We start from the raw sequence: 12,108 nt of genomic DNA, 5'->3' as shown, positions 1-12,108 counted from the left end.
GTGGCGCCTCAGTACACGTTGTACTTGGCGCGGAGCGCCTCGTGCTCCTGCGCGTTGCGCGACGGGTGCAGGACCTTCTGCGCGTCGTGCAGGTAGTACCAGTAGTCGCTCTTCACCGGCCGCAGCGCGGCGAGCAGCGAGTCCACCGTGGGCGCGCCAATGGGGCCCGGCGGCAGGCCCGCGCGGGTGCGCGAGTTCCACGGATCCGAGTTGTCCCGCAGCCGCTTGAGGAACGCCTTGCGGTCGTTCCACTCCGCCAGCTCGTAGCGGCTGGTGGCGTCCACGCCCAGCGGGAAGCCCTTGTCCACGCGCTTCCAGAGGATGCCCGCGACGAGCGCGCGCTGGGAGGGCACGGGCTCCTCGCGCTCCAGCATGGAAGCCATCACGACGATGTCGTGCAGCGACCGGCCGCTCTTGGCGATCTCCTCCTTGTGCTCGTCGTAGAAGCGCGCGCGGAAGGTGTCGATCTGCCGCTGGATGAAGGACTCCACCTTGAAGTTGGCCGCGATGATTCCGTACGTCTCCGGGTAGAGGTAGCCCTCCAGGCTGCGCGTGGGCAGCGGGAACGGCGCGGCGAAGCGGCCCGGCTGGCTGGCCGCGGCGATGTACTCCCCGGGCTTGATGAGCCCCTGGGCGGCGAGCACCTGGTCGGTGTCGCGCAGGCGCCAGCCTTCGATCATCGCGAAGGGCACGTCCTCCGGCAGCGGCTGGCCTTCCAGGGCGTTGGCGAGCTCCGCCACGGAGGCGGTGGGGCTGAGCATGAAGCGGCCGGCCTTCACGTTGAGGCTGCCCCGGCGCCACAGGTGGAAGCGCCAGACGTTGGGGTCGTCCAGGAAGCCCTGGGCCTGGAGCTGCTGGCCCAGCGAGCGCGCGGACGCGCCCTTCTTCACCACGAACTCCCTGGGCGCCGGATCCGCCGCCGCGTGCGGCGCGGTGGTGGCGTTCTGGAAGTGCATGAACACGCCGCCTGCACCCGCGACCGCCAGGACGATGAGCACGAGGAGCGCGACCAAAATCTTCTTCATGGGGCGGCAACCTATCAAAGGCCCTGACGCTTCCAACGAGAACCACCGCCTGCCCGGCCGGGCAGGCGGACGCAAGCGCCCCCTTCTCAACACCCAGCGATGCGGGCGCCCCCTCTTTCGCGTCTCGTCTAGGATGACGGCCTTGTTCGTCGACCCCCGCAGGCTCGAAACCTTCCGCGTCGTCGCCTCGACCGGGCAGATCTCCGCCGCCTCGCGCCTGCTCCACCTGTCGCAGCCCGCGGTCACCGCGCAGGTCCGGCAACTGGAGGCGGACTGCGGCCAACCGCTCCTCGTGCGCACGGCACGCGGGGTGCGGCTGAACGCGGCGGGGCGCGTGCTCTTCGACTATGCCCAGCGCATCCACGGCCTGCTGGACGAGGCGGCGCTCGCCATCGCGGCGGGGGAGACGCTCACGGGAGAGCTGGCGCTGGCGGCGAGCACCACCGTGGCCAACGCCATCGTGCCGGGCCTGCTGGCGTCCTTCCTGCGGACGCACCGCGAGCTCCAGGTCCGTCTGGAAGTAGGCAATACGCGCGACGTGCTGACGTGGCTGTCGGAGGGCCGGGTACCGCTCGGGCTGGTGGAGGGCCACGCGAGGGCGCCCGGCATCCGGCTGGAGCGCTACCTGGATGACGAGCTGGTGCCGGTCGTCTCGTCCCAGGGGCCGGCCGAGTGGTCGCGGATCCGCACCATGGAGGCGCTGCGGGAGGTGCCGCTCTTGTGGCGGGAGCAGGGCTCCGGCACGCGCGCCGTGTTGGATAGGGCCCTGCGCAAGGCGGGCGTGCGCAAGGGGCCGCGACGCGGCGACCTCCAGTTGGGCAGCACCGAGGCGATCAAGCGGGCCGTGTCCCTGGGCCTGGGCGTGGCGCTGTTGTCCCGCTGGAGCATCGACGGCGAGCTGTCCCAGGGCCGCTTCCAGGTGCTGCCCGTCCCGGGGCTGCGAATCCCGCGAGCCTTCTCCTGGGCCCTGCCCGTGGCCGAGCCATCCGGAGCCGCGGGCCGCTTCCTGCGCCATGCCCGCGCCACGCCCCCCGTGCTGCTGCCCTGAGCCGGAGGCTCACGCCCAGCCCAGGAGCAGCGCGCCCAGGCACAGGCCCGCCACGATCAGCCACAGCACCACCGCCTGCGCGAGCGGACGGAGGCCCACGGCCTTCAACGTCTCGCGCGTCAGCCCCGCTCCCAGCAGGAACAGCGTCACCACGAGCACCTGCCGGGCGACGGCCGCCACGCCCTGCCCCACCGGTGCGAGCGACGGGAACACCGTCACGATCGCCGCCGCGCCGAGGAACCCGGCGATGAACCACGGCCGGCGCACCCGGCCCGTCACCGTGTGGCCCTCGCGCCGCCGCCACGCGGCCAGGCCCACCGTCAGCGGGAGGATCCACAGGGCCCGCGCCAGCTTCACGGGCGTGGCCACCGCCAGCGCCTCCGGGCCGTAGCGCAACGCCGCGCCCACCACGGAGCTGGTGTCGTGGATGGCCATCGCGCACCACAGTCCGAACTGGTGCGGCGTCAGCCCCACCGCGTGCCCCACGACGGGGAAGACGAACAGCGCCACGGCATTGAGCAGGAACACCGTCCCCAGGGCCACCGACGTCTCATGCTCCTGGGGCCGCAGCACCGGCACCACCGCCGCGATGGCGCTCCCACCGCAGATGGCCGTGCCCACGCTGATGAGCAGCCCCGTCACGCGAGGCACGCCCAGCAGCCGGGCGAGCCCCACGCCCAGCGTCAAACACAGCGCGATGCCCACCACCGTGTAGCCCAGCCCCTCACGCCCCGCGGCGAGCACCGTGCGCAGGTCCATGCCCGCGCCCAGCCCCACCACCGCCAGGGACAACAGCCGGGGCGTCAGGGCTCGCGTCTTCCCCGCGAACGGATTCCCCACGGTCAGGGCCACGCACAGCCCCGCGAGCAGCGCCACTCCGGTGGAGACGGAAGGCAGCAGGCAGAGCGCCGCGCCGAGCGGCATCACGACATGCCCTGCCGTCCAGGCCCGGGGACGGACAACAGGGAGCGGTGGAGGCGTTTCCATTCGCCAGGAGATGCGCCTGGCTGCCTGCGGACACCAGATGTCAGAAGCGATGAGCCATCAGCTTTTCGGATGGCTCACGGGGATGTGCAGGGACAGCTCGCTGGGGGTGAGGATCTCGCAGCCGTCGCGGGTGACGAGCACGGTGTGCTCGAACTGCGCGGACAGGCTGCCGTCCGCGGTCACGACGGTCCACCCGTCCGGCATCATCCGGATGTCCGGCCGCCCCAGGTTGATCATCGGCTCGATGGTGATGACCATCCCCGACTTCAGCGTGATGCCCGTGCCCGCCCTGGCCACGTGCGGCACGTGCGGCTCCCCATGCATCTGCCTGCCGATGCCGTGGCCCCCGAACTCCTCCACCACGCTGCACCCCTCCGCCTTCGCCAGCGCCATCACCGCCGCGCCAATGTCCCCCAGCCGCGCGCCGTGCCGCACCACGGACACGCCCACGTCCCGGCAGCGCCGCGCCACGTCCACGACGTGCTTCGCGTCCGCGGAGACCTCGCCAATCATGAACGTGGCGGACGTGTCGCCGTGGAAGCCGTCCAGGTGCGTCGTCACGTCCACGTTGACGATGTCGCCGGGCTTCAGCACCTCATCCGCGCGCGGGACGCCATGGCACACCACGTGGTTGCGGCTGGTGCACACCGTGGCCGGATAGCCCTTGTAGCCCAGTTGGCTCGGGGTGCCTCCGCGCCGGGCCGTGTCCTCGCGAACCCAGGTGTCGATGTCCGCCGTCGTCACGCCCGGCTGGAGCCGGGAGGCCACGTGCTCCAGTGTGCCCGCCGCCGCGCGGCCCGCCAGCCGCAGCCGTTCCACTTCACTGCCCTTGAAGAGAGGGATGCCCATGCCGGGCAAGGTGGCACCCGCCCGTCCGGAACGTCCAATGCTGTTCTGGCATCACGCGGCCCGCGTGCACGGCGCGCACGACTCGCGCTAGCCTCCCGCGCGTGAGCATCACGCACCTCCAGTCCTTCGTCGCGGTGGCGGAAGAGGGCCACGTGGGCCGGGCCGCGCGCCGGCTGCACCTCACCCAGCCGCCGCTCAGCCGTCACATCCTCGCCCTGGAGGATGAGCTGGGCACGCCCCTCTTCGAGCGCGTCCCCAAGGGCATGCGCCTGCTGCCCACCGGCGAGGCCCTGCTCCAGCACGCGCGCCGCATCCTCGCGGAGGTGGAGGTCGCCGCCCGCACCGTGCGCGAGGCGGCCCAAGGCTCCGGAATCACCAAGCCGCCGCCCGCCTGATACGCCCTACGACCAGGCGGCCATGCCGCCAATGCGGCGCAGCATCAGGATGGGGCCGTCGTCCATGCGCCGGCCGCGCAGGTCAATCTCACAGTCGATGACCCAGTCCCCATGGCCCTCGGGGTCCATGATGCGCTGCTGGGCCTCCCACTGGCGCGTACCGGACTCCTTGAGCTGCGTGTTCGCCGGCTTGCGCGCCTGGGGCGTGAGCACCACCAGCTTGTGCTCCTCGAAGTACGGCGCCATGGCCTGCTCGAGCTTCGGCGCGGTCCACTCGCCCAGCGCGTTGTCCAGCATGCCCAGCGCGTCCAGGTAGCGGCGCTGGCCCAGCGCGCGCAGCAGCCGGTGCAGCTCCTCGCGCACGCGCGCGGCGAAGGCCTTGGGGTCCTCCGTGAGCTCCTTGGGCTTGAGGTCCACCACCGGCTTCACTTCGATGGGGGCCTCCGGGTTGCGCATCCGCTCCCACTCGTCCAGGAGGCTGGAGTCCACCTGACGCAGCGTCGCGCGCAGGTGGTCGATGATGTCGTCCAGGTCCTCGTTGCGGAACTTCTCCGGCACCGTCTGCACCAGCGACTTGTAGACGTCCCCCACGTAGCGCAGCAGCACGCCCTCGCTGCGCTGGAGGCCGTACTCGCGCACGTAGTCGTGGAAGGACATGAAGCGCTCGAACATGTCCCGGACGATGGACTTGGGCCGGATGTTCTCCTCGCCCACCCACGGGTGCTTCTTCGCGAAGGCGTTGAAGGTGCCGTAGATGAACTCACGGTTGGGCTTGGGCCACTCCAGCTTCTCCAGCTCCTCCATGCGGTCGTCGTACTCCACGCCCCGCGCCTTCATCTCCTGGATCTTCTCCCCCTTCAACTGGTGCAACTGCGCGTACAGCACCACCTCCGGGTTCTCCAGGATGGACTCCACCAGCGTGACGACGTCCAGCGCGTACGTGTCCAGCGTGGGGTCCAACAGCTCCAGCGTCTCGTGCAGGTACAGGGACAGCGTGTGGTTGAGGCTGAAGTCGCGCTGCAGGTCCTCCGCCACCTCCACCGTCGCCGAGTGCTTCTCCCACTGCACCACCTTGACGATGCCCGCTTCGCGCAGCGTGCGGAAGTACATCGCCGCGTCCTTCAGGATCTTCTTCTTCGTGTAGTCGGAGCTGTGCGAGCGCATCACCAACTGCACCAGCCGCCGGTAGCCGCCGCTGCCCTCCGTCTTGTCGCTCTGGAGCAGGTTGAGCAGCAGGCCGTGGGTCACGTCGAAGCGCGACTCCAGCGGCTCCGGCAGGCCGTTCTGGAGCCGCTCGAAGGTGCTCTTGTCGTACTGCACGAAGCCCTTCTGCGGCGGCTTCGCCTTGGGGGACTTCTTCTTGCCCGCGGCCTCCTTCGCCGCCTGGCGGATGTTCTCAATCATGTACTCCGGGGCCTGCGCCACCACGCTGCCCTCGGTGTCGAAGCCCTTGCGGCCCGCACGGCCGGCGATCTGCTTGAAGTCGCGCACGCTCAAGGTCGCCAGCTTCTCGCCGTTGAACTTGAACAACTGCGTGAAGAGCACCGTGCGGATGGGGATGTTCACGCCCACGCCCAGCGTGTCCGTGCCGCTGATGACCTTGAGCAGGCCCTGCTGCGCCAGCTTCTCCACCAGCAGGCGGTACTTGGGCAGCAGGCCCGCGTGGTGCATGCCGATGCCGTGGCGCAGGAAGCGCTGGAAGTCCTTGCCGTAGGGCGTATCGAAGGGGGCGTCCAGCAGCGCCTGGCGGATCTCCTCCTTCTCTTCCTTGGTGTTGAAGTCCACGGACATCAGGTTCTGCGCCTGCTCGGCCGCGGCCCGCTGCGTGAAGTTCACCAGGTAGACGGGGTACTTCCCGCGCGCGATGAGGTCCTGGATGGTCTCGTGCAGCGGCACCTCGCGGTAGTCGAAGTCCAGCGGCACGGGGCGCTCGGAGCTGCGCACCGTGGCCACCTCTCGGCCGGTGAGCTTCTCCAGGCTCTGCTCGATGACGTGCGTGTCGCCCAGCGTGGCGGACATCAGCAGGAACTGCGTCTTGGGCAGCGCCAGCAGCGGGATCTGCCAGGCCACCCCGCGCTCCTTGTCGGAGTAGTAGTGGAACTCGTCCATCACCACCGCGTCCACGCGCGCGGACGCGTCACGCAGCGCGAGGTTCGACAGGATCTCCGCCGTGCAGCAGAGGATGGGCGCCTCGCGGTTGATGGACGCGTCGCCCGTCAGCATGCCCACGTTCTCCGGGCCGAAGGCCTTGGAGAGCGCGAAGAACTTCTCGTTCACCAGCGCCTTGATGGGGCACGTGTAGAACGACACCTTGCCCTCGGCCATGGCCTTGAAGTGGAGCGCCATGGCCACCAGCGACTTGCCGGAGCCCGTGGGCGTCTTGAGGAACAGGTGCTTGTCGCTCAGGAGCTCCAGGATGGCCTCCTCCTGGGCGGAGTACAGGCTCAAGCCGTTCGTGGCCACGTAGCTCACGAAGCGGTTGAGGATCTCGTCGGCGTCGAGTGGGGGCTCGCCGGGCTTGGGCAGCAGGGCGGCGAGCGGGGCGCGGGTGTCGGCGGAGGCACTCATCGGGCCCGACTCTAGGGGTTGGCGCCGGGGCTCCGTGAAAAATCGCGCGGCTCAGCCGGTAACGTACAGTCCCACCGCGATGTGACCCTCCGTCAGGGGCGCTCCGGCCGCGGGGCGCTGCCAGCACACCCGCCCCGCCTGCTCCGGCGACAGGCAGGGCACGTCCGTCACCTCCAGCGAGGCTCCGGCCAGGCGGGCCTTGCGCACGGCGGCGCTCCGCGTCAGGCCCAGCAGCTCCGGCGCGGAAGGCGGTGCCGCCTCGGGGCCCTGCTGGACGAACACGGCCCGCACCTCGCCGGGGCCTCCGGGGGTGAAGTGCATCCCCGTCCCGTCCGCGGTGACCGCGCCGTGCAGCTCCAGCTCCACCGGCCCCAGCACGATGGGGCCGGCGCCGAGCCGCGCCTGGACCCGCGCGAGCGACTCACGCAGGTCCATCAGCAGGGCCTCCAGGTCGATGGCGTCACTCATCGCGCCAGGGGCCTCCATCGCGGCACGGACCGTCCGTTCACTTCAAGGGCTCGGCGGCCACGGTCTCCAGGACGGGCGAGCGGGTGAGGACTCCGGTGGGCGGGAGCTTCCCTCCGCCGGTCGTCTGCACGGTGAGCACCAGCTCGGTGCCGCGCGGCAGCAGCGTCCCCGGCTCGGCCGAGGCCGAGAGGACCAGGGCGGCGTCCGCCGCGCCGCTGGGGAACCGGTGGGGCACGCCGATGGCGGACAGCAGCGCCCGCGCGTCCCCCACCGTCTTCCCCACCACCGCCGGCACCACCACCAGCGCCTCCGCCTGGGGCGAGGGCGGCACCGGCACCACGCGGAACTTCAGCCGCGACTGCGCCGTCAGGCTGTAGGCGAAGCGGTTGGTGTAGCTGGCGTCCAGGGGCGCGCCGTACATCTTCAGGCGCGTGCGCCCCTGCGTCCGCTCCTCCGAGGTGATGGACAGCGCCACGGCGATCTCCACCTCGGCCTCGGGGATGTGGTACCAGGTCGGCCGGTAGCCGATGCGCTGCAGCTCCACCGCCAGGTCCTCGTCCGAGGCGTAGAGCTCGCGGATCCGCTCGATGGTCGCCGCGTCCAGCTCCCGCTGCGCCTCCGCCACGCCGCGGCCCACCGAGGAGATCAACGCGCCCAGCGGCGCGCTCAGCGCCTCCAACTGCGGGACGTCATTCGAATCCGCCATGGTTCAGCCCTCCATCGCCTGGCCAATGATCAACTGCACGGGGCCCGAAGCGAGCGGCTTGCCCGGCTCCGGCACCTGCCGCAGCACGCGGCCCCACTGCCCGGGCTCCTTGACGAAGAGCGGCATCGGGTCCACCCGCAGCCCCGCCTCCGCCGCGCGCCGCCGGGCCGCCGAGGCCGTCAGCCCCCGGAAGTCCGGCACCTCGCGGGCCGGCGCGTCGCCCGTCTCGGGCGCGGCGGGCGACTGCTCCACGAACTGGGCCTCCGCCTCCGTCACGCCCTCGGGCGTCGTCTCCATCCACCGCACGCGGACGGTGCTCAACCGCACCGTCGTCAGCGACGCGCGCACCGCTTCGATCTGCTGGCCCGCCGACTTCAGCTTGTCGGACAGCACCAGGGACGTGCCCTGCTCCAGGGCGGGCTCCTGGGTGGGCTCCACCGCGGCGGAGGACACGGCGCGCACGTCCTCCCTCGCGGGCTCCAGGACGACCATCGTCCCGTAGTCGATGAGGGTGCTGCTCATCTTCACCGGGAAGGTGGCCACCCCGGCGGAGCCCAGCCGGAGGTGGGAGCCGAAGGTGGCGCTGCTGACCTCCATCTCCAGCACGCCCGCCTCGTTCGTCACCCCGGTGTCGCGCAGCTCGAAGGTGCCCGTCTTCGCGGGGACCCACCACGCCACCTTCATTCCCGCCACGGGGACTCCCGTGGCCTTGTGGAACACGGCCCGGACCTTCATCGAGCCACCTCACAGGACAGCGCCAGCGTCCGCGACGCGGCGTCCACCGTGAGCGCCAGGATGCGGGCCTGCTCGCCGGCCGCCACGCGCAGCGTCGTCCGCGCCTCCCCCGCCGCGTCCGTCCTCACCACCGCGAGCACCACGTCCGTGCCCGCCAGCGGCGCCACGCCGGACAGCGACTGCGTCGTCCTGCGGTCCAGGTTGAACTCCACCTCCACGCCCGGCAGGGCCTCGCCCGCGGCGTTGCGCACGCGCACCACCACGCCCGGCACGCCCCCGTCGCCGATGACGCAGCGGGCGTCGAGCACCACCGGAGGCAGGCCCTCGTTGGCCGGCACCGCGACGAAGCTGCCGCGGATCACGCTGACGATCTCCGTCTTCGTCTGCGAAGAGGCCACGTCCGCCAGCCGCACGGGCCGCATCTTCAATATCTTCCCGTTGGCCACCGGTCCGGTGGTGGTGGTGGACGTCTCCACCCGCAGGTCCATCCGCAGCTCGAACTCCAGCTTCGGCACGTAGTAGGTGAACTGCCGGCCGGGCGCGCCCGCCGCGGAGATGCCTCCCAGCTCCTGCTGGGCCTTCGCCAGGCCGTCGGCCAGCTCGAGCAGGTACTCGTCCAGCGTGCCGAACAACTCCTGCGCCTGCTGTGTCGTGTCACTCATCCCGCGCTCCCTGGCGCCCGCGTTCCCGCCGCGCGTCACGTGCCGTGTCGCGCGCGTCCATGTCGTCCATGCCCATGCCGGCGCGCTCCATCTCCATGTCCATCTGCTGCTCCATGGACTCCATGTCCATGCCGGCCATCGCCAGTCCGCGCATCATCAGGGCCTCGGTGTCCAGCGAGCGGGGATCCATCCCCCGAAGCTCGCGCGCCACCGCCACCCCCTTCTCCACCTTCCCTATCGTGAGCCCGCCGCGCCCCCCCAGGGCCCGTCCCACCTGCCCGAGCGAGGGCAGCGTCTGGCCCTTCTCCAGCGCGAGGGGCCTGCGCGCCACCGAGCGCGCCTCCTCCGCCGCGTCCGCCAGCCGCCGGGTCGCGGACCCCAGCTCCCCCAGCTTCATGCGGCCCCGGCCCGGGGACTCCAGGGCGCGCTCCGCCAGCCGCGTGGCCAGCTTCGCGCGCTCACGCGCCTTGCGCGCCCACTGCTGGCGCAGCGTCTGCTGCTTCTGCGCCTGACGCCGGGCCGCCTTCCCCGCCTGCAGGCGCTCGCGGCGCAGCTCCTCCACCCGCTCGGCCTCCTCCGCCTCCGTCCGGCGCCGGGCGTACAGCTTCTGCTCCAGCAGCCGCCGCGCGGTGTCCCGCTCGTGCTGCTTGCGCTCCGCGATGCGCGACTCCGGCGTGTGCTGGACGACGGGGAACTGCTTCGCCAGCCGCTCGTCCACGGGCGCCTCCTGCACGCCGCTCAGCGCCTTCATCGTGTCTTCGAGCTGCCGGCGCTCCTTCAGCAGCGCCGCCAGCTCCGGGTCGCTGGCGGCCACCTGCTCCAGCGACGGCACGGGCGTGTCCGCTCCCGGAGCAGGAGCGGCCGCGCCAGCGGCGTCGGAGGCCCCGGCGGCGTCCTCCTCCAGCAGGTCTTCCCAACGGACGTGTGACATGCGCGGCGCCCCTCTGCGTCAGGTGACGTTGCCCACGGCGGTGTCGATCTTCCCGCTGACGGCCTCGCCCTCCGCGGTGCCCTTGAGGCCCTTGGCGATCTCCGCGCAGATCTGCTGGAGCGCCGCCGGAGGGGGAATGGGCACCAGCTTGGTGCGGATGAGGCTCGAGCCCTCGGCGGAATAGCTGTACTTCTGCGAGTGCTTGGCCGTGACGGTGGTGACGTGGCTCTTGTGGCCCTTCACCAGCGTGGTGAGGATGCCCTTGTCGCGGTCCACCTTGCGGTCGCGCGTCTGGGTCGAGTCATCGGTGGACTCGTGCATGGAGATCTCCATCTTCACTTCGATGATGGTCTCCACGAACTGGTAGAACGTGGGCGTGAAGCCGAGCAGGAGCAGCGGGTACTCGGTGGTGCCCAGCTTCACGAAGCCGGCCCCGTCCCGCACGGCGTTGCCGCTGTCGTCGATGCGGTAGCCCGCCATGAGCTGGGCGATCTTCAGCGAGGAGCTGTCCAGGGCGTACTGGGCATCCGCGATGGCGTTGCCCAGGTTGCGGACCATCTCCCCGAAGGGGACGTTGAGCAGATCCTGACCAATGGAGTTGGTAGGCATGGTGCGCGCTCTCCCGGGCTACTTCGTGGTGGGCGTGGTGCCGGCCCTGGACGCGATGAGCGCGCGCACCCGCTCCTCGAAGAGGGCCGGCGGAGGCACCGGCACCAGCTTGGTGCGCAGCAGGCTGGAGCCCTCCACGCTGTAGTCGTACTTGCGCGTGTAGCTGGCGTCCACGGTCGTCACCACGGCCTGGGGCGCGCCGCCGCGCTTGAAGAGGCGCAGCCCGCCGGCCGTCCGCGAGGTGCTCTGCGTCGCCACCTTGCTCTCCGTGCTCTCCGTCATCTTGATGGCGATCTTCACCTCGATGATGGTGTCCACGAACTGGTAGAAATTGGGCGCGAAGCCCAGCTCCATCATGGACGAGGGCGTGCCCGCGAAGGACACCTTGGTGTCCACCCGGATGGGCTTGCCGGAGCCGTCGAGCTGGATGTTCCCGTCGGCGTCCCGCAGCAGCGCCTCGCCGCTCATCATCTCCGCGACGAGCATCCCGCTCTTGTCCAGCTCGAGCTGCGCCTCCGCGATGGCGGTCGCCATCTCACGAATCATGTCCCCCATGGGGACGTTCAGCAGTTCCTGACCGACGTTGGGCATGGTGTCTGGGTCCTTGCGCGCTTCAGGCGGAGGTATTGGTGGAGGCCGCGGGGAGCGGCGGCTGGGCGGCGATCTCGTTGAGCAACTGGTGCAGGCGCGCGGGCGGAGGCAGCGACACCAGCCGCGCGGCGATGGAGCTGGCGCCCTGCACCTCGAAGCCGTACTTGCGGCTGTACTCGGCGTTGACCGTCACGGAGAAGATGCCGGCCATGCCGCCCGTCGCGCCGCCGCCCACGGAGAACTCCGTGGACTCGCGGATGGTGAAGGTGAGCTTCGCCTCGAGCGTGGCCTCGGCGAAGGCGTAGAACGTGGGCGTGAAGCCGAGCGCGAGCAGGCTCCACAACTGCCCGTCGCCCAGGTCCACGGTGCGCTCGGACATGCGCTTGGCGATGTCCAGCGAGTTGACGTCCAGCGCGTGCTGCGCGTCCGCCACCGCGCGCCCGAGCCGCTCGATGAGCTCGGGCAGCGGCGCGTCCAGCACCGTCATCATCGCGCGCTGGCCCTGCGTGGTGTTGTTTCCGGGCATGGGGACTC

The 12,108-nt window shown here is 71.0% G+C and carries 14 protein-coding genes; 2 read left to right on the top strand and 12 right to left on the bottom strand.

The genetic code is table 11. The features are described 5' to 3' along the window. Positions 1-8: 8 nt before the first annotated feature. The gene (gene mltG, locus K8612_RS12615) at positions 9-1,025 is read right to left on the bottom strand and encodes an endolytic transglycosylase MltG (RefSeq protein WP_223762435.1); all 1,017 of its coding nucleotides are present in this window, start codon (positions 1,023-1,025) and stop codon (positions 9-11) included. A gap of 133 nt (positions 1,026-1,158) precedes the next feature. On the opposite strand from mltG, the gene K8612_RS12610 reads away from it, so the two are divergent. Beyond that, entirely contained in the window at positions 1,159-2,073 is a 915-nt protein-coding gene (locus K8612_RS12610; protein ID WP_223762434.1) for a LysR family transcriptional regulator, read from the top strand. Positions 2,074-2,082: 9 nt separating this feature from the next. Here K8612_RS12610 and K8612_RS12605 read toward each other — a convergent pair whose 3' ends face one another. Continuing rightward, positions 2,083-2,997, bottom strand: a complete 915-nt coding sequence (locus K8612_RS12605; protein WP_223762508.1) for a YeiH family protein — start codon at positions 2,995-2,997, stop codon at positions 2,083-2,085. 120 nt (positions 2,998-3,117) lie between these two features. Beyond that, the gene (gene map / locus K8612_RS12600; protein ID WP_223762433.1) at positions 3,118-3,909 is read right to left on the bottom strand and encodes a type I methionyl aminopeptidase; all 792 of its coding nucleotides are present in this window, start codon (positions 3,907-3,909) and stop codon (positions 3,118-3,120) included. A gap of 101 nt (positions 3,910-4,010) precedes the next feature. On the opposite strand from map, the gene K8612_RS12595 reads away from it, so the two are divergent. Beyond that, on the top strand, positions 4,011-4,304 hold the full coding sequence (locus tag K8612_RS12595; protein ID WP_223762432.1) for a LysR family transcriptional regulator: 294 nt from the start codon (positions 4,011-4,013) through the stop codon (positions 4,302-4,304). A gap of 6 nt (positions 4,305-4,310) precedes the next feature. Here the strand turns inward: K8612_RS12595 and K8612_RS12590 are convergent, their stop codons facing one another. From K8612_RS12590 to K8612_RS12550, 9 genes are read right to left on the bottom strand one after another with little or no spacing between them, the layout of a single operon-like run. Then, positions 4,311-6,872: an RNA helicase gene (locus K8612_RS12590; protein WP_223762431.1), complete on the bottom strand. Its 2,562-nt coding sequence runs from the start codon at positions 6,870-6,872 to the stop codon at positions 4,311-4,313. A gap of 51 nt (positions 6,873-6,923) precedes the next feature. Continuing rightward, complete coding sequence (locus K8612_RS12585; protein WP_223762430.1) at positions 6,924-7,340, bottom strand: hypothetical protein; 417 nt, start codon at positions 7,338-7,340, stop codon at positions 6,924-6,926. 37 nt (positions 7,341-7,377) lie between these two features. After that, positions 7,378-8,046 (bottom strand): PASTA domain-containing protein, encoded by a 669-nt coding sequence (locus K8612_RS12580; RefSeq protein ID WP_223762429.1) that lies wholly within the window; start codon positions 8,044-8,046, stop codon positions 7,378-7,380. 3 nt (positions 8,047-8,049) lie between these two features. Then, positions 8,050-8,781, bottom strand: coding sequence for a PASTA domain-containing protein (locus K8612_RS12575; RefSeq protein WP_223762428.1), 732 nt, complete (start codon positions 8,779-8,781; stop codon positions 8,050-8,052). Further along, complete coding sequence (locus K8612_RS12570) at positions 8,778-9,443, bottom strand: hypothetical protein (protein ID WP_206793359.1); 666 nt, start codon at positions 9,441-9,443, stop codon at positions 8,778-8,780. The genes K8612_RS12575 and K8612_RS12570 overlap by 4 nt, the downstream gene beginning before the upstream one ends. Further along, on the bottom strand, positions 9,436-10,374 hold the full coding sequence (locus K8612_RS12565; RefSeq protein WP_223762427.1) for a hypothetical protein: 939 nt from the start codon (positions 10,372-10,374) through the stop codon (positions 9,436-9,438). The genes K8612_RS12570 and K8612_RS12565 overlap by 8 nt, the downstream gene beginning before the upstream one ends. Positions 10,375-10,392: 18 nt before the next feature. After that, positions 10,393-10,983 (bottom strand): hypothetical protein, encoded by a 591-nt coding sequence (locus K8612_RS12560; RefSeq protein ID WP_206793355.1) that lies wholly within the window; start codon positions 10,981-10,983, stop codon positions 10,393-10,395. Between the two features lie 18 nt (positions 10,984-11,001). Beyond that, positions 11,002-11,574, bottom strand: a complete 573-nt coding sequence (locus K8612_RS12555) for a hypothetical protein (protein WP_128797756.1) — start codon at positions 11,572-11,574, stop codon at positions 11,002-11,004. 22 nt (positions 11,575-11,596) lie between these two features. Then, complete coding sequence (locus K8612_RS12550) at positions 11,597-12,100, bottom strand: hypothetical protein (protein WP_206793351.1); 504 nt, start codon at positions 12,098-12,100, stop codon at positions 11,597-11,599. Between the last annotated feature and the right edge of the window lie 8 nt (positions 12,101-12,108).

This window comes from Corallococcus sp. AS-1-6 (genome assembly GCF_020037015.1).
GTDB lineage: Bacteria > Myxococcota > Myxococcia > Myxococcales > Myxococcaceae > Corallococcus.
Note: the sequence above shows the minus strand (reverse complement) of the source record. Positions and strands in the feature narration are given on the sequence as shown.

Bases quoted from the DNA above. Each gene is read 5' to 3' on its own strand.
- mltG (WP_223762435.1), bottom strand. From the start codon at position 1,025: ATGAAGAAGATTTTGGTCGCGCTCCTCGTGCTCATCGTCCTGGCGGTC.
- K8612_RS12610 (WP_223762434.1), top strand. From the start codon at position 1,159: ATGACGGCCTTGTTCGTCGACCCCCGCAGGCTCGAAACCTTCCGCGTC.
- K8612_RS12605 (WP_223762508.1), bottom strand. From the start codon at position 2,997: ATGCCGCTCGGCGCGGCGCTCTGCCTGCTGCCTTCCGTCTCCACCGGA.
- map (WP_223762433.1), bottom strand. From the start codon at position 3,909: ATGGGCATCCCTCTCTTCAAGGGCAGTGAAGTGGAACGGCTGCGGCTG.
- K8612_RS12590 (WP_223762431.1), bottom strand. From the start codon at position 6,872: ATGAGTGCCTCCGCCGACACCCGCGCCCCGCTCGCCGCCCTGCTGCCC.
- K8612_RS12585 (WP_223762430.1), bottom strand. From the start codon at position 7,340: ATGAGTGACGCCATCGACCTGGAGGCCCTGCTGATGGACCTGCGTGAG.
- K8612_RS12580 (WP_223762429.1), bottom strand. From the start codon at position 8,046: ATGGCGGATTCGAATGACGTCCCGCAGTTGGAGGCGCTGAGCGCGCCG.
- K8612_RS12575 (WP_223762428.1), bottom strand. From the start codon at position 8,781: ATGAAGGTCCGGGCCGTGTTCCACAAGGCCACGGGAGTCCCCGTGGCG.
- K8612_RS12570 (WP_206793359.1), bottom strand. From the start codon at position 9,443: ATGAGTGACACGACACAGCAGGCGCAGGAGTTGTTCGGCACGCTGGAC.
- K8612_RS12565 (WP_223762427.1), bottom strand. From the start codon at position 10,374: ATGTCACACGTCCGTTGGGAAGACCTGCTGGAGGAGGACGCCGCCGGG.
- K8612_RS12560 (WP_206793355.1), bottom strand. From the start codon at position 10,983: ATGCCTACCAACTCCATTGGTCAGGATCTGCTCAACGTCCCCTTCGGG.
- K8612_RS12555 (WP_128797756.1), bottom strand. From the start codon at position 11,574: ATGCCCAACGTCGGTCAGGAACTGCTGAACGTCCCCATGGGGGACATG.
- K8612_RS12550 (WP_206793351.1), bottom strand. From the start codon at position 12,100: ATGCCCGGAAACAACACCACGCAGGGCCAGCGCGCGATGATGACGGTG.